Origin of the sequence: Novosphingobium rhizovicinum (assembly GCF_040813635.1) — a bacterium.
GTDB classification, from domain to species: Bacteria; Pseudomonadota; Alphaproteobacteria; order Sphingomonadales; family Sphingomonadaceae; genus Novosphingobium; species Novosphingobium rhizovicinum.
On record NZ_JBFNXR010000031.1, the window covers coordinates 1 to 15,632 of the forward strand.

The window sequence follows — 15,632 nt, forward strand, 5'->3', positions numbered from 1 at the left end:
CCGGCCTTGCCCGATCTACGGTGCGCGACATGGTCGTGCGCTTCGAGCGCTCGCGATTGTCGTGGCCGGTTCCGCCCGAGATCAGCGACGCGGATTTGGAGGAACGTCTGTATGGCGCCTCCGACGTGAAGCCGGGCGGCGCAAGCTGCCGGAACCGGACTGGTCCGTGGTGGCGCGGGAGTTAAAGCGCAGGCATGTGACGCTGCAGGTACTTTGGGAAGAGTACTACGCTGCACATCCGGACGGCTACCGATACAGCCGATTTTGCGATCTGTTCCGCCGCTGGGAAGGCCGCTTGCCGCTGGTAATGCGCCAGAACCATGCCGGTGGCGAGAAGCTATTCCTCGACTACGCCGGCGACACGGTGCCGGTGGTGGTCAACCGGCGAACCGGGGAGGTTCGCGCCGCCCACATCTTCGTCGCGGCAATGGGGGGATCGAGCCTGTCGTTTGCGCCGGCGATGTGGACCGAGCAGTTCCCTGACTGGATCGAGGGTAACAATGCCGCCTTCGCGTTCTTCGGCGGGGTGCCGCAGTTGCTCGTTCCCGACAATGCCAGGTGGCGGTGATCAAGGCCTGCCACTTCGATCCCCAGGTGAACCGCAGCTACACCGACATGGCGCGGCATTACGACACGGCCATTCTGCAGGCACGGCCGAGGAAACCTCGCGACAAGGCCAAGGTCGAAGCCTGCGTCGGGATTGTCGAGCGCTGGCTGCTGGGCAGGATGCGCAACCGGATTTTCTACAGCCTCGCCGAGGTCAATGCCTCAATCGCCGAAAGCATTGCCGATCTCTGACCTGCGGGTGCTGCGCCAGTTCGGCAAGACGCGCCGCCAGTTGTTAGACGAGATCGACGTTCCTAACCTCAAGCCGTTGCCCACAGAGCCTGGGTCCACACTGAATGGCGCCGCTGCCGCGTCGGGCTCGATTACCATATCGCGATCGAGCGACACCACTACTCGGTGCCCCAACGCTTCGCCCGCCGCGAGGTCGAAGCCCGGTTCACCGCGCGCACGGTGGAAATCTTGCTGGGGGGCGAGCGTATCGCTGTGCACATGCGCGGCAGCGGCAATGGCGGGCACACCACCATCGCGAGCACATGCCCTCGAGCCATCGCCGCTACGGGGAATGGACGCCGGCGAAGATCCGCGAGGAAGCGAACCGGATCCGCCCGATGCTGTCGCTGCTGGTCGAGAAGGTCATCGAGAGCCGGCCGCATCCCGAGCAGGGCTACCGCTCATGCCTGGGCATCATCGCTCGAAAAGCGCTTCGGTGCCGAGCGCCTCGAAGCCGCGGCATTGCGGGCGCTGGAAATCCAGGCGCGCAATTACCTCTCGGTCAGATCGATCCTCAAGAAGGGCCTCGACCAGGTGCCCGTCCCCCAATCCCCCGAGCAAGAGCCCATCATCCACTCCAACATCCGCGGCTCGAGCTACTACAACTGAAGGAGCATGAATGCTGAAACACCCTACATTGGACCTGCTGGGCCAGCTCGGCCTTGCCGGCATGGCCAAGGCCTTTACCGAGATGGTCACCAACGACGACGCGGCAAGTCTGAACCATCCCGAATGGTTGGCGCTGCTACTCGATCACGAGGCGACGTACCGGAATAACCGGCGTCTGGCCCTGCGGCTGCGTCACGCCAAAGTGCGGCACCGCGCTGTGCCCGAGGATGTTGATTACAGAACACCTCGGAGCCTCGATCGCAGGCTCTTCGACATGCTTCTCGCCGGGGAGTGGATCACCAGGCATGAGAATCTGGCGATCATCGGCCCGACCGGTATCGGGAAAAGCTGGTTGGCCTGTGCGATCGGCCACAAGGCCTGCCGCGACAACCGTTCGGTCCTCTACACCCGGCTGCCCAGGCTGATCGACGAACTGACGCTGGCCAAGGGCGATGGCCGCATTGCTGGCCGGATGAAGAGCCTCGCCAAAGTCGAGTTGCTCATCCTTGACGACTGGGGCCTTCAGCCGCTCGATGTAAACGCCCGGTACCATCTCCTCGAAATCCTGGAAGACCGCTACGGCCAGCGCTCCACGCTGGTCACCAGCCAACTTCCAGTGGCCCGCCGGCATCAAACGATAAACGGTCCGACCCACGCCGACGCAATCTTGGATCGCCTTGTTCACAATGCTCACCGCCTCGAGCTGGAAGGCGAATCCATGCGTTGGCCAGCAGCGCAAACCGCCGCTTGACCACCGACAATCCCTAATGCCATCAGGCGAAACGATCTGGCTTCTACCCGACCGGCATCAAATCGGAACGATGACCGGAATCAGATCGGAATAGCAGCCGGGATCGTCGGATCCGCAAACCGATGCTCTTGTGACCCAAGGCGGTACATCTCGTCGTCATCTCTGCTGAGCCTGCCACTGTGAGCAGGTGCAAAACCATCGACGTCAAGAAATTCGCTTAGCAGATGCCCGCCACAAAAAAGGCGACGGACGCACCCGTGTGCATCACGCCGCCTGTACCCGGGAAAGGAGCCTCCGCCGCGTTTCAGACGCGCGGCGGCACGCCTCTCAAGACCGTGAGAACTTAGCCGTCGTAGTCAGAGCCAACCGAGGTGTTGCGGGTGGGCGCCGCAGCGGTGATGCGCAGAGCCTCCGCCGACTGGCTGAGAGAGCCGATCTCGTCCATCTCGTCATCGTCCTCCGGCAGCACGCGCTGCAGGGAGGTGATCAGCGTCTCCTTGAGATGAGCAGGCTTGACCTTGGTTTCAGCAATCTCACGCAGAGCAACGACCGGGTTCTTGTCACGATCGCGATCGACGGTCAGCTCGGCGCCGCCCGAAATCTCCCGCGCACGCTGCGCAGCAAGAAGTACGAGATCGAAACGGTTGGGAACCTTGTCGACACAATCTTCGACGGTAACGCGCGCCATGGGGCACTCCAGGTCATCTGCGAGAATGGAAAGGCCGCGAAGTAGTGGAAAAGCGCAGCGCAGTCAATGACTGTAAGGATTTGGGCACATGGGCAACGCTTCGGAAACTGGTAAGCGCGGAAATGGACCTGAATCCGACGGCGACGCGGACAAATTCACGTTTTGAGCGAAAAACCACGTGGCGATGCCTATTCACCTGGAACTGTAATCCGCAGCATTGATCCCGGTATTTTCGGGAGTTGATGCGGATGGTGGGCCGAGTTGCGGATGCAGTAGTGTTGAGCGCCGAAGAGCGTTTGTTTCTCGAGGCTCAGGCGCGGCGGCACAAGGCGGCTCGTTCGCTGTCGGATCGGTGCCGGATGATCCTGCTGTGTGCAGATGGCCTCAAAGCAAGGAGGTCGCCGAGCGCCTCGGGGTACACGAGCATACGGTTGGCAAATGGCGGCGGCGGTTTGTGGAAGACCGCCTTGAAGGGCTCACGGATGAGTACCGGCCCGGCCGTCCGCGCACCGTTTCCGATCGCCAGGTGGCGCAGGTGATTGAGCGCACGTTGAACACCACGCCTAGGGATGCGACCCACTGGTCGATCCGCAGCATGGCTGCCGAGACGGGGCTCTCTCACACTACTGTCCGCCGGATCTGGGCAGCCTTCGGCCTGCAGCCGCATCGATCCGAGACCTTCAAGCTTTCCACCGATCCACTGTTCGTCGACAAGGTCCAGGATATCGTCGGCCTGTACATGTCACCTCCGAACCGGGCGGTCGTGTTGTGTGTCGACGAGAAATCCCAGATCCAAGCACTCGACCGCGAGCAGCCGGTCTTGCCGATGGCGCCGGGTGTGCCTGAGCGGCGCACTCATACCTACGTTCGCAATGGCACGACCTCGCTATTCGCGGCGCTAGACATCGCTACAGGGGCAGTGATCGGGAAATGCTACAAGCGCCGTCGCGCGACCGAGTTTCTCGATTTCCTCAAGCAGATCGACACCGCGATGCCCGAAGGGCCGGACGTACACCTCGTCATGGACAACTATGCCACCCACAAGACGCCGAGGATCAAGGCCTGGCTGGCGCGCCGTCCGCACTGGCATGTTCACTTCACGCCGACCTCGGCGTCCTGGATCAACCAGGTTGAACGCTGGTTCGCTGAACTGACGCGCAAGCAACTCCAGCGCGGCGTTCACCGGTCCACCGCCGAGCTCGAAGAGGACATCCTCACCTTCATCGAGGCGCACAACCAAAGCCCGAAGCCCTACCGCTGGACGAAATCTGCCGACGATATTCTCGCCGCCGTCAGGCGCTTCTGCCAGAAAACAATGAGGCGAACTTCGGATTCAGGTGACTAGTCACCTGCTGATGAATCAACTCGTACCCGTCATTCTCTGCGGCGAAGCGGAACGCGGCTGTGGCCGCGAAGCCGCGCATCCAGTCCAAAGCCGTTCATCCGCCTGGTCGGTGAGCAGACCTTGTTCGAGGCCACACTCTCCCGCTGCCCGGCTGAACAAGGCTTCGCAGCACCGGTTGTGGTCACTGGTGCATCGCACCTGGACTATGTGGAAGCGCAGCTTGGCGATACGCCGGGCAGCGCGATTATCGTAGAACCGTACGCGCGCAGCACTGCGGCAGCCATCGCCTTGGCTGCGATGCGGCTGCCCACAGACGCGGTGATGCTTGTATGCCCAGGCGATCACCACATCGGCGGCCCCAAGGCGTTTACCAGGGCGGCTCATGCAGCCGCGGAACTCGCGCGCGAGGGCTGGCTCGTGTTCTTCGGGATCGAGCCGACCTCTCTGGAGACCGGTTTCGGTTACATCAAGCGAGGCGAAGCGATCGACGGACAAGGGTTCCGGACGGAACGGTTCGTTTAAGGGCCCAATCTCGCTCGTGCGAAGGCCTTTCTCGCAGAAAGCATTTACTCTTGGAACGGAGCCATCGTTGCCTTCGGCGTGGGCGACTTCCTCGAAGAGCTCGGACAGCATCGTCCGGAATTCCTGCAGCCACCGCGCGAAGCTGTAGAAAGTGGGCGAAGCGAAGGACGCCACTTTTACCCAGAGCCTGAGACATTCGCGAGATCTGCGAACGACTCAGTCGACTATGCAGTCATGGAGAACACGCAGCGCGCAGCCATGGTGCCCGCCGACATCGACTGGTCGGACATCGGCAACTGGCAAGCCTTGCATAAGGCGCGCGACCGCGACGATGCAGGCAACAGCGTGCAAGGGCCGGTTGAGCTCGTCGATTGCCGAAACGTGCTCGTCGACAGTGATGGGCCGCGAGTGTCGGTCATCGCCCCGGAGGGCGTCTGCGTGGTGGTCGATGGAAACGACATTCTGATCACAACGACCGAAGGCGTGCAGAAAGTCGGGAAGCTCTCAGGTGCGGTGAACCAGTGAGCCGTGCCTCCTTGTCCTTCCCCGAGAAGGTCCGGCCCACGTGGCGGGGCAGGAGATCGCGCCGGGCAGTTGGGCCGTCGCCGACTCGCTCGACGAGGTCACCTTTGCAAACTCAGGCCTTTGCCTGCTGGCGGCGCCCTGCGTCTGACAGTTAGGTCACCCCGTCCGGCATCAATGGCGCCATTCCCCTTGCACTTCCCTTGCATTGCCCGCAGCTTGGGCTGAACAGACAGCTGGGCCTGAACAATCTGGGAGAGAAGAGGGATGGGATTCACAGGATCCATCGAGGAACGCCTCGCAATTCGCGAGCTTTACGGAATGTACGGTGACGCGAGCTGGCGTGGCGATCGGGAGCAGTGGCTCTCATGCTTCACACAAGACGGACGGTGGACCAGCCACTTGTTCGATGCGACGGGCCATGATGAGCTTCGAGCAACGTGGGACGGACTGTGGGAGGACTGGCAGTACGTCGCGTTCCTTGGCGAGATCGGAGCTATGGATGTCGAGGGCGAAGCTGCGCAGTGCCGTTCCTACGCACGCGAGATCGTCCGCTTGAACTCAGGTGGAACCTTCAAGCTTGCTGGTCGCTACGACGACACGCTTGTCAAAGTCAAACGCGAGTGGAAGTTCGCCCGTCGCGACTACACCCTGATGATCGACGAATTTCCGCCAGAGATGCAGCAACCGTAGATTGAATTGCCGGCGTTTGGCTATTTTACTGGAGAAGCGCGCCGCAGCAATTTGCCGAGTCGGACCTGAAGAAGAGGAGCGGCGGCGGCGAGCTCCTCAGGGCGGCAGAGCGTGCTTGCAAACACCCTGGCGATGACAAGCACCATCGCTAGGTCCAGTGCCGCCATCGCGTAACCCGCGCCGCTTACACCAAACGCTCGGGCGAATTCAAATTGAGCGACGGCAGATTCCTAACCTTCTCTCCCAAAATCAGGCCGAAATTCTGAGGGCGGTCTGGCCACACGCTGGCCGGGAGCAGCAGCAGCGTGATGGGCCGGCGAACATGGCGTAAGTCAGGAACGGGCGGTTATTCGTACCGAAGTTCTCCACGATCCAGTTTAGCACCACCACGTTCGAAGACTAGGACACGCTGTTCAAAGTCGCGTCGATAGAGGTGGACCGCAAATGCTGGGTACGCTGCGCCATCTGCGACGCCGCCGCGAACGAACTCAACGTGTAGCCGTGCGCCGTCGCCAGGCCGCGAAAGACGGGCCCATCGCGCTGAAGGCGGACAAGGCCCAAAGGCTCACGCCACCGACTGCCACCATCCGCAGCGGCGGATGCTTCATCAGCAGCATGACCATAATTAGAAGGTAGACCGCGGTGATCCGGATGGACGTGGTGAGAAGGTCCAGGAGCGCAACGGTAGCTCCGAATATCAGAGCGCGCTGCGGCGACATCCAACCCGTCGTCACCCGGTACAGAAGTACAGCGAAGACCGCATTGCGCGCGACGTGGGAAGTATACTTGATTGGCAGAAATGCTGGATTGTCGAGGGCAGCTTCCAGATTGCCCTGCCAGTGTCCGCCGTGCGCAAGGTCGGTCAGCATGAAAGAAACAAGACATCACCGGTGACAGGAACAAGATCGTCGCGAGCCGGAACAGAAAAGTTCAAAAAATACAACGCCATGAATGGTGGGCGGTGAGGGGCTCGAACCCCCGACCCTCTCGGTGTAAACGAGATGCTCTACCAACTGAGCTAACCGCCCCGGCAAGCCGGATGAGTTGGCATTTAGGGCAATATGCGCGCTCGTCAATCTCAAGATTAATGCGCACGGTTCGAGTTCACCCTGCCGCACTCACGGCAGGCCGTGAAGCCTGCCGTCCTGCTGCCCATTTTTACCGGGCAGCCATCTAGTGAGTGGTCCGAGCCGATTCTGCGGCTTGAACGGTCGTGGGCGGAATGTCGTCCGGATTGTGCTGGACGGTTGCTTGTGGGCTTAGCGGACCGCCGGCCAAGGCGACCCTCTCAGGCGCGTTGTCCTGCTTGTCGGACCTTTCACGAAGATAACGGTAACCGACGTAGCCCAAGGTGCCGATAGCAGCGAGCTTAATTAGCATCATAATCTCCTTTGCTCGCGAACAAACGCTTGCCGAAGGTCATGGATGCCCCTTGTTGCGCCCGCAGACCGCTCTGAAGAGACGGTTCGTCTCTTCAGATGGCGCAACTCAACTGGCAGCCACTTCCAGCTTCTCGCTAATCTCGAGCCATTCTGCCTCGGCGCTCTCGATTTCCTCCAAGGCAGAGGTGCGCTGATTTGCGAGCTGGCCAAGAGTCAGGCCCGCCAAGTCCTTTGCCGCAGTCGAACCGGCCAGAGCTTCGTCGATCTCTGCCAGCTTTGCCTGCGCCCGTGAGAGCGCCGTCTCCGCGCGTCGCAACTTCTTTTGAAGCTCGCGCTGCTCCTTCCAGTCCAAGGCAGCGGCCTTCTGCACGGACGCCGGCGCAGCGCCCTTCGCGCCTGCAACTGGCCGATCCTCCTTCGGCTGATTGCGACCCAGAACAAAGTTCATGTAGTCGGTCATGCTTCCGGCGTATTCCCGCGCCTGTCCGCCATCCACGAGCACCAGCCTGTCGGCAGTCAGTTCAACCATGTGCCTGTCATGGCTGATGAGGATAACCGCGCCCTCATATGCGTTCAGCGCTTGCACAAGCGCCTCGCGTGCGTCGACGTCGAGGTGGTTTGTAGGTTCGTCCAGGATCAGCAGATGCGGCGCATCCCGCGTTACGAGCGCCAGCGCGAGCCTCGCTCTTTCGCCGCCAGAGAGCTTTGATACCGGCGTTAGCGCTCGCTCTCCCGAAAAGCCGAAGCGTCCCAGTTGGCCGCGCACAGCCACAGTGGGCTTTCCGTCCATGGCCCGGGTCATGTGCACCAGCGGCGTGTCGCTGCCGGCAAGCTCCTCCACCTGATACTGGGTGAAGTAGCCGATGGAGAGTTTGCCGGAGATATTCATCTCCCCGTCCATCGGCTGAAGTTGTCCTGCAAGCAGCCGCGCAAGCGTGGTTTTGCCATTCCCGTTGCGCCCCAGCAGGGCAATGCGATCATCAGGATCGATGCGCAGGTTCAGGCGCCGCAGGATCGGCCTGCCCGCGGCATATCCGACTGCTGCCTGATCAAGAGTGATCAGCGGCGGGCGCAGTTCCTTGGGGCTTGGAAAATCGAAACTGAGCGAAGGATCTTCCATCATCGCCACCACGGGCTGCATCTTCGCCAGCATCTTGGCGCGCGATTGTGCCTGCTTGGCAGTCGAAGCGCGGGCGCTGTTGCGTCGGACGTAGTCTTCCAGCTTCGCCCGTTGCGCATCCTGCGATGCCTTCGCCGCAGCAAGCTGCGCCGCCCTTTCGGCGCGCTGACGCTCGAAGCTGTCATAGCCGCCGGGGTACAGGGTCAGCTTGCCACCTTGCAGGTGGAGGATGGTGTCGACCACGTTGTTCAGCAGGTCACGTTCGTGGCTGATCACGATCAGAGTGCCGGGATAGGAACGTAGAAAATTCTCCAACCACAGAGTCGCTTCCAGATCGAGGTGGTTGGAAGGCTCGTCCAGCAGCAGGAGATCAGGCTGGGAGAACAGCAGGCTGGCCAGTGCAACACGCATTTTCCAGCCGCCTGAAAAGCTCTCTAGCGGCTCTGCCTGCATGCTCTCATCAAAGCCCAACCCGACGAGAATACGCGCCGCTCGCGCAGGCGCGCTGTAGGCGTCGATGGCCAGCAGCTGTTCGTGAACATCGCCGAGACGGTCGGGGTCCACGCAGGTTTCCGCTTCCTCCAGCAGTTGCGCCCGCTCCACATCGGCGGCAAGCACCGTGTCGAAGGGAGTCGCAGTACCACTTGGCGCCTCTTGGGCGATGTATCCCAGGCGCGCACGGCGCGGCATCTCAATCGCACCCTCGTCGGCTTCAAGCTGGCCGATCATGACCTTCATCAACGTCGACTTGCCGGCGCCATTGCGCCCGATCAGGCCGACGCGCGCACCAGTGGGAATTGCCGCCGTGGCCTGATCGAGGATGGTGCGCCCGCCAAGGCGAACAGTGATACCGGATATCGTCAACATGAGGCGCCCTTAACAGGCGAGGCGCAAATGCCCAACCGCGCTACGCGCGCTCTGAACCGGTGCTCGTGTTCGGTCAGTTCGCAACCATGCTCTTCGCGACGGCTTCGGCAACCTTGATGCCGTCAATCGCGGCTGAGAGAATGCCGCCCGCATATCCTGCACCCTCGCCAGCAGGGAACAGACGCTCTGTGTTGAGGCTCTGGAAATCCCCACCTCTGGTAATGCGCACAGGCGAGGAAGTGCGCGTCTCCACGCCTGTCATGACGACATCAGGATGATCGTAGCGGGCGATCTGGCGACCAAACACCGGCAAAGCCTCACGCATGGCTTCAACAGCGAACTGGGGCAAACAGCGCGAGAGATCCGTCATCGTCACTCCCGGCTTGTACGAAGGAGTGACCTCCCCAAGCTGCGTCGATGGACGCCCGGCCAGGAAATCGCCGACCTTCTGCCCGGGCGCCGAGTAGTTCGAGCCTCCAGCTTCGAATGCGAGCGATTCCCAGCGGCGCTGGAAGTCTATCCCGGCCAGAGGCCCTTCCGGATAGTCACGCGCGGGATCGATCCCGACGACCAGACCGGAGTTCGCGTTGAACTCGGCGCGCGAGTACTGGCTCATGCCATTCGTCACAACGCGACCGACCTCTGATGTTGCGGCCACAACGCGCCCTCCGGGGCACATGCAGAAGCTGTAGACCGTGCGACCGTTGGCGCAGTGGTGCGCCAGCGAGTAGGCGGCCGCGCCAAGGCCCGGGTGCCCGGCGCAATTGCCGTAGCGAGCGCGATCGACCCAGCTTTGCGGGTGTTCGATGCGCACGCCGATGGAGAATGGCTTGGCCTCCAGATGGACGCCACGTGCGTGAAGCATCTCGAAAGTAGGGCGAGCGCTATGCCCTACGGCAAGGACGACGTGATCGGCTTCGAGAAACGAGCCGTCGTGCAGGTGGAGTCCGCGCAGACGTTGCCGTCCGTCTGGAAGCCTGTCGAGTGCAAGATCCTCCACCCGCGTCTGCCACCGGTATTCGCCGCCCATTTCCTCAATGCTACGGCGCATACTCTCGACCATGGTGACGAGCCGAAACGTGCCGATGTGCGGATGCGCCTGCCAAAGGATGTCATCGGGCGCGCCTGCCTTCACGAACTCTTCCAGAACCTTGCGCCCGAGGAAACGAGGGTCCTTCACTCGGCAATAGAGCTTGCCGTCCGAGAAAGTCCCCGCTCCGCCTTCGCCAAACTGCACATTCGAATCGGGATTCAGCTCGGCCCGGCGCCACAGCCCCCAAGTGTCCTTGGTTCGCTCGCGAACCACTTTGCCGCGATCGAGGATGATGGGACGAAAGCCCATCTGCGCCAGGATCAGCCCGGCGAACAGCCCGCATGGACCGGCACCGACGACGACCGGTCGCAAGCCAGACCAGCCCTCGGGCGCGGACGCCACGAAGCGGTATGCCATGTTCGGCGTGGACCGGATGTCCTTGTCTCCGGAAAACCGCTCCAGCACTGCGGTTTCCACGGATTCCGTGAGCTCGATATCGAGGGTGTAAACGAGCTGGATGGCCGTCCGCCGTCGCGCATCGTTGCCGCGGCGGAAGATCGTAAAGCTGCGCAGGCACTCGCGCTCTATCCCAAGCCGTTCGCAAATTGCAGCAGGCAGTGCCTCAGGTTCATGGTCGAGCGGAAGGGCAAGTCCGGAAAGGCGCAGCATCAGAGCACTCCAGCGCCGTCTTGCCCGAGGTGTTGCCCCATTCTCCTATCGAGTGGCTCGTTCCCACGCCCCGCCAAAGGCGCACGGGTCCGTGCGCCCCGCGATTGATCTATTCCCTGCGACATGGCGGGGCCTCTAGCGCATTCACCAGCGCCTCACGACATTTTCTTGAGGCCAAAACGACTTGCTGGCGCCCCGCTCGCGGTCAGACGCTCAACATGTTCGGCCCGACCTCCGCGAAGTAACGCGCCATCGAGTCGACACAGCTGTCGCTGAGTTCGATGAAGGCCCGGCGCCGGTCCGTGACGTCGCCGACGCGCACGAACAATCCTTGCTCGACCATTTGCCCGATCCACCTCAACGCAGTTGTGGGCGGAACGCCAGAAGCGATGCACAAGGACGTGACAGAGACGCGGCTTTGCTCCGCACGTGCAGCGGTCAGATCCAGCAACATGTCCCAGGCAGGATCCGCAAAGAGCTGCGAATCGAAATAGCGGTTCCGCGACTGACGATGCCGTATCATCCGGCGCACCAGACGCGGGTCCGGGAGCGGCGGCCGCGCCGTACGCGAACGCTCTTCGGCGGTAAGAACCCCATCGTTAACGGACTGCGGCAATCCTTCCTCGCTCACCCCCTGCTGATGAGGCGACAGCCGATCGATCCGGCCCGCGATTTGTCCCACTTGCTCGGTAAGCCGCATCAGCAGGCGGCGCTCGTCCTCGGACAATTCGCGCAATCGTGCGGAAGGGAACTGTGCCAGAACATGGCCCAGAGCAATCACGCGCTCAGCCCGATCGGGGTTTACCCGGATTTGCGCGCCACTTTGATCGAGACATCCGAATACATTGTCCAGAGCATCAACTGTGGTGGAACGATCAGCCGCGTTCCCGTGCGCGCTGCGCGAAGATCCAGCCGGGTCAGCGCGGCAAGGACCTGCCCGTCAACGATCGGGCAATCGACCAGCACGATGTCCGCAAGCGGACGCGCTTCTCCTTCGACAACAGCTGCAAGGTCGCCGGCATGACTGACACGCAAGTCCGACGCCTGTGCATCTTCGCGCAGTATTCCGCGAACATGGGCACGGTCCGCATAGATCGAAAGCGTCAACGGCAGTCCCGCAGGCTCGCTACCGCTGGATCCGTACCAGCAATCGCCGGCAGGCTCATCTGCCTTGAGGATCGCATGCTCGAACTGGTTCATGGCACCGGCTCCGTTCCAACGCCGATTTCGTGAACAAGCGTAGAACGAAACGGGTATATGTCAGGAATGGACCGATCAGGATCGCGAGGTCGATGGCAGCGATGCCGTCACGCCCAGCCTGACAACTCCCGCCGAACCAGATGCTCCAACATGTCCATTCCTGCCTCACGGTCATTCAGGCAGGTCAACGTCGCGAACTCGGCTCCTCCTGCACCCAGGAAGCTTTCCCGTCCGCGGATCGCCAGTTCTTCCAGCGTTTCCAGGCAGTCCGCCGAAAATCCGGGCGCTGCAACCGCCATCCGGCGCGTGCCCGCTTTTGCTTCCTGTTCGATCACGACATCTGTTGCAGGTTCGAGCCATTTCGCGCGCCCAAAGCGCGACTGGAATGTGGTGTCCACTCTCAGCTCGGGGAACTGCGGCGCAAGCGCGTCAGCCAGCAGCCGGGCGGTCTTCCGGCAGTGGCAGTAGTACGGATCACCCAAGCGCAACGTACGTTCCGGCATCCCGTGAAACGAAAGCAGCACGACCTCCGGGGTGAACGGCAGGGCCGTCATCTGCGCACCAAGATCCTGCGCAAGTGCAGCGATATACGCGGGATCGTCGTAGTAGGGCGGCAAGGTCCGGAGCGCCGGCTGCCAGCGCATCTGGCCCAGCGCCTTGCAAACCGCGTCCATCACCGAAGCGTTAGTGGCCGCAGAGTATTGCGGGTACAGCGGCGCGACGAGAATGCGTTCGCAGCCTTGGGCGTGTAGAGAGACGAAGCGATCCGTCAGGGCGGGGCGTCCATAGCGCATGGCCCAATCGACAATCACGCCATCTCCCAGCCGTGCTCGCAACGCTCGCGCCTGTCGCGCTGTGATGGCCGCCAGTGGCGACCCCTCATCCGTCCAGACCTGCTGATAGGCATGCGCCGACTTGCGGGGGCGGGTGCGGAGAATGATTCCGTGGAGGATCGGCTGCCAAACCGCCTTGGGGATCTCCACCACGCGTGGATCGCTCAGGAACTCTGCCAGGTATTTGCGCACGGCCTCTGGGCTGGAGTCGCTGGGCGTACCGAGGTTGACCAGAAGCACGCCAATGCGGCCGTGGGCAACCGGTGGGTGATCGGTCGGTAGAGTCACACTTCCTCCGAGAACAAGGGCAACTGGCGCAGGCGAATACCGGTTGCGGAAAACAAGGCATTGGCGACCGCGGGAGCAACGGCGACCACCCCCAGTTCGCCGGGGTCCTCCGGCTCGGCATCGCTGCTTACAAAATCCACTTCAATCGCGGGACAATCGGCAAGGATAGGCAGGCCAAGCGCGCCAAGCCGACCCGTCATGGGGAGCCCTGCTTCGTAGCCGGTACTACATCCCAGAGCCAGCCCCAGGCCGAAGATGAGCCCGCCCTCGATCTGCTGACGTGCAATGTCGAGGTTGACGATCCGGCCGAGGTCTACAGCGGCCGATAGCCTGCTCACCCGCACGCCCTCCGCCTCGCGCCGGGCGCTGGCGACAACGGCGATGCGGCCATTGCCCATCGCATGACAGGCTATGCCCTGCCCGCTGTCGGCGCCTCCCCCGTCCCAACCCGAAAGCGCGGCGACCCGCTGGAGACACTCGGCAAGCCTGGGATCGTTGCCCAGCATCGCCATACGATAGGCCAATGGCTCTCTTCCCGCGTTACGGGCAAGTTCGTCCATGAAGGACTCGACGAAAAAGGCGGTATAGCCGTGTGCATTGCCACGCATTCGCCCCGCCGGCAGCGGCACGGTTGCCGGGACATGATCGACCGCGAGATGATCGATCGTGTAAGGCGGGACCGCCCCCTCGATAGCCATGGCGTCCGCTTCCCCGGCCACGGCGTCGATCGCTTCGTACGGCGCATCGCCATCGAACAGGCGCCGACCGAACTCGCGTGCGGCCGGCGGCACCGCGATCCTCACGCGCATACCTCCCAGTCGCCCCTCCGCATCGACATTGCCATACAGAACCGCTGCCGCCGGCGACCTGGGCCAGCCTGCGACGTGTTCCTGTGTACGCGACCAGACAAGCTGCACCGGCCGTTTACAGGCTTGCGCAATCAGCGCCGCTTCGATGGCGTGATCGTGCTCCAGTCGGCGGTCGAAACTTCCGCCAAGCGGCATGGGATAGAGGATCACTTGCTCCACATCGAGCCCGATCGCCTGCGCAGCTGCCTCCCGCACTGATTGAGGCGCCTGCGTGCCCACCCAGAGCTCCAGCCGATCCTTGCCAAGGCGAGCCGTAGCCGTTGCTGTCTCGATGGTGGCGTGAACAGCAGGCGCGACTTCGTAGCGCAGCTGAAGCGGCATCGTGCCTGAAAGAAAAGCCTCCGGGTCTCCTTGAGAGTGAATCCGCGTCGCCTCACCCGTGCGCAGTGCATCGTCCAAAGCTTCGGATATGGCAGTGCTGTCGGCGCGATCCGTCGCGGAGAAGCGGGCGTCGACCCGGGTGAGCGCTGTCTCGGCCGCCCACCAGTTACTGGCGACCGCTGCGACCCATCGAGGATTGCGGACGAGAGCGACCAGACCTCGAACACCGCGGGCGGCGTCTTTTTCGTAGCCGGCAAATTGCGCCCGGCCGATATGTCCGTGGCGGATCGCCGCGTAGACCATGCCGGGCAGCCGAACATCGCCGCCGAACTGGTATGTGCCATCGACTTTGGATGGGAGATCCAGCCGTGGCACTCGAACCGGAGCGCCGACCGGAAGCTCAGCCGGGGTCTCGGCAGGCGGCATGTCGCGCAGAACTGGGCTGGACGGTGGATCGCGATCTGCCGCTTCGGCAGCGAGCGGCCCGAACGAAAGCCGTTTCCCCTCGTGAAATACGAACCCGTCGCGGGTGTCGCACTCCTCCCAGTCGACATCCCAGCGCTCCGCAGCTGCCATGCACAGGAGGGCGCGCGCAGAAGCGGCTGCGGAACGCGCAGGCGCTTCGTAGGCGGCAAGCGCTGTGCCTTCTGCAGTCGCAGTGAAGCGATTGGCTCTAGCCCAGCGCCTGACGATGGGGCTGCCCTCTCCTCCGATCCAGTCGGCGGCCACCGGCATCCACATGGGGGCCCAGCGCGCAGCCAGAGGATAATTGGCATAGACCGGGCTCGGAGGAGCCGGTTCAACCGCAATCTGCCGCCAGTCGGCTCCAAGTTCGTATGCAACGACCTGCGGGATTATGGTTGTGACGCCCTGCCCCATTTCAACTTGCGGCACCGCCACAGTGACGACGCCGTCGTTGGCGATCTTGATCCAGCCGTCGAATGCAACTTCTCCGCGCCCCGCTTCCAGCGGCACGGAACTCGGATTGGGGCGTAGGCCGTAAGCCAGCATCAGCCCGCCGCCGGCCAGCGCCCCGATCAGGACACCGCGCCGGCTTACCGCCATTGTTTTGGGCAGTCAGAG

Annotated in this window: 11 protein-coding genes, 1 tRNA gene and 3 pseudogenes; 5 read left to right on the forward strand and 10 right to left on the reverse strand. The window is 62.6% G+C overall.

Translation table 11 applies throughout. The annotated features are described in order from the left end of the window. Positions 1–1,446, forward strand: a pseudogene (istA, locus tag ABUH87_RS08770) (IS21 family transposase); the annotation flags it as partial. Positions 1,447–1,456: 10 nt separating this feature from the next. Continuing rightward, positions 1,457–2,197, forward strand: coding sequence for an IS21-like element helper ATPase IstB (gene istB, locus ABUH87_RS08775; protein WP_367772595.1), 741 nt, complete (start codon positions 1,457–1,459; stop codon positions 2,195–2,197). A gap of 343 nt (positions 2,198–2,540) precedes the next feature. On the opposite strand, the gene rpoZ is transcribed toward istB, so the two are convergent. Then, on the reverse strand, positions 2,541–2,885 hold the full coding sequence (rpoZ, locus tag ABUH87_RS08780) for a DNA-directed RNA polymerase subunit omega (protein ID WP_367772597.1): 345 nt from the start codon (positions 2,883–2,885) through the stop codon (positions 2,541–2,543). Between the two features lie 242 nt (positions 2,886–3,127). Here rpoZ and ABUH87_RS08785 point away from each other — a divergent pair. The 3 genes and pseudogenes from ABUH87_RS08785 to ABUH87_RS08795 all read left to right on the forward strand — a co-directional run bounded on the left by ABUH87_RS08785 (position 3,128) and on the right by ABUH87_RS08795 (position 5,967). After that, positions 3,128–4,230 (forward strand): annotated as a pseudogene (locus ABUH87_RS08785) (IS630 family transposase). A 102-nt stretch (positions 4,231–4,332) separates the two neighbouring features. Next, positions 4,333–5,277 (forward strand): annotated as a pseudogene (locus ABUH87_RS08790) (mannose-1-phosphate guanylyltransferase). A gap of 264 nt (positions 5,278–5,541) precedes the next feature. Beyond that, entirely contained in the window at positions 5,542–5,967 is a 426-nt protein-coding gene (locus ABUH87_RS08795) for a nuclear transport factor 2 family protein (protein ID WP_367772599.1), read from the forward strand. 488 nt (positions 5,968–6,455) lie between these two features. Here the strand turns inward: ABUH87_RS08795 and ABUH87_RS08800 are convergent, their stop codons facing one another. From ABUH87_RS08800 to ABUH87_RS08840, 9 genes are all read right to left on the reverse strand, one after another. Beyond that, positions 6,456–6,836, reverse strand: coding sequence for a hypothetical protein (locus ABUH87_RS08800; RefSeq protein WP_367772602.1), 381 nt, complete (start codon positions 6,834–6,836; stop codon positions 6,456–6,458). Between the two features lie 83 nt (positions 6,837–6,919). Beyond that, a tRNA-Val gene (locus ABUH87_RS08805) sits at positions 6,920–6,995 on the reverse strand. A 145-nt stretch (positions 6,996–7,140) separates the two neighbouring features. After that, a complete protein-coding gene (locus tag ABUH87_RS08810; RefSeq protein ID WP_367772604.1) occupies positions 7,141–7,350 on the reverse strand; it encodes a hypothetical protein in 210 nt (69 codons plus the stop codon). Positions 7,351–7,455: 105 nt separating this feature from the next. Further along, positions 7,456–9,336 carry an ABC-F family ATP-binding cassette domain-containing protein gene (locus tag ABUH87_RS08815; protein WP_367772606.1) on the reverse strand — a complete coding sequence of 627 codons (1,881 nt, stop codon included), beginning with the start codon at positions 9,334–9,336 and terminating at the stop codon, positions 7,456–7,458. Positions 9,337–9,409: 73 nt separating this feature from the next. Then, a complete protein-coding gene (locus ABUH87_RS08820) occupies positions 9,410–11,038 on the reverse strand; it encodes an NAD(P)/FAD-dependent oxidoreductase (RefSeq protein ID WP_367772608.1) in 1,629 nt (542 codons plus the stop codon). Between the two features lie 205 nt (positions 11,039–11,243). Then, a complete protein-coding gene (locus ABUH87_RS08825; RefSeq protein WP_367772610.1) occupies positions 11,244–11,819 on the reverse strand; it encodes a hypothetical protein in 576 nt (191 codons plus the stop codon). A 20-nt stretch (positions 11,820–11,839) separates the two neighbouring features. After that, positions 11,840–12,238 carry a hypothetical protein gene (locus ABUH87_RS08830; RefSeq protein WP_367772612.1) on the reverse strand — a complete coding sequence of 133 codons (399 nt, stop codon included), beginning with the start codon at positions 12,236–12,238 and terminating at the stop codon, positions 11,840–11,842. 107 nt (positions 12,239–12,345) lie between these two features. Further along, complete coding sequence (gene hemH, locus ABUH87_RS08835; protein ID WP_367772614.1) at positions 12,346–13,359, reverse strand: ferrochelatase; 1,014 nt, start codon at positions 13,357–13,359, stop codon at positions 12,346–12,348. Further along, positions 13,356–15,614 (reverse strand): molybdopterin cofactor-binding domain-containing protein, encoded by a 2,259-nt coding sequence (locus ABUH87_RS08840; RefSeq protein ID WP_367772616.1) that lies wholly within the window; start codon positions 15,612–15,614, stop codon positions 13,356–13,358. The genes hemH and ABUH87_RS08840 overlap by 4 nt, the downstream gene beginning before the upstream one ends. Positions 15,615–15,632 lie beyond the last annotated feature (18 nt).

Coding starts and splice junctions, on each gene's coding strand:
- ABUH87_RS08795 (WP_367772599.1), top strand. CDS start 5,542: ATGGGATTCACAGGATCCATCGAGGAACGCCTCGCAATTCGCGAGCTT.
- ABUH87_RS08800 (WP_367772602.1), bottom strand. CDS start 6,836: ATGCTGACCGACCTTGCGCACGGCGGACACTGGCAGGGCAATCTGGAA.
- ABUH87_RS08815 (WP_367772606.1), bottom strand. CDS start 9,336: ATGTTGACGATATCCGGTATCACTGTTCGCCTTGGCGGGCGCACCATC.
- ABUH87_RS08810 (WP_367772604.1), bottom strand. CDS start 7,350: ATGATGCTAATTAAGCTCGCTGCTATCGGCACCTTGGGCTACGTCGGT.
- ABUH87_RS08830 (WP_367772612.1), bottom strand. CDS start 12,238: ATGAACCAGTTCGAGCATGCGATCCTCAAGGCAGATGAGCCTGCCGGC.
- rpoZ (WP_367772597.1), bottom strand. CDS start 2,885: ATGGCGCGCGTTACCGTCGAAGATTGTGTCGACAAGGTTCCCAACCGT.
- ABUH87_RS08820 (WP_367772608.1), bottom strand. CDS start 11,038: ATGCTGCGCCTTTCCGGACTTGCCCTTCCGCTCGACCATGAACCTGAG.
- istB (WP_367772595.1), top strand. CDS start 1,457: ATGCTGAAACACCCTACATTGGACCTGCTGGGCCAGCTCGGCCTTGCC.
- ABUH87_RS08840 (WP_367772616.1), bottom strand. CDS start 15,614: ATGGCGGTAAGCCGGCGCGGTGTCCTGATCGGGGCGCTGGCCGGCGGC.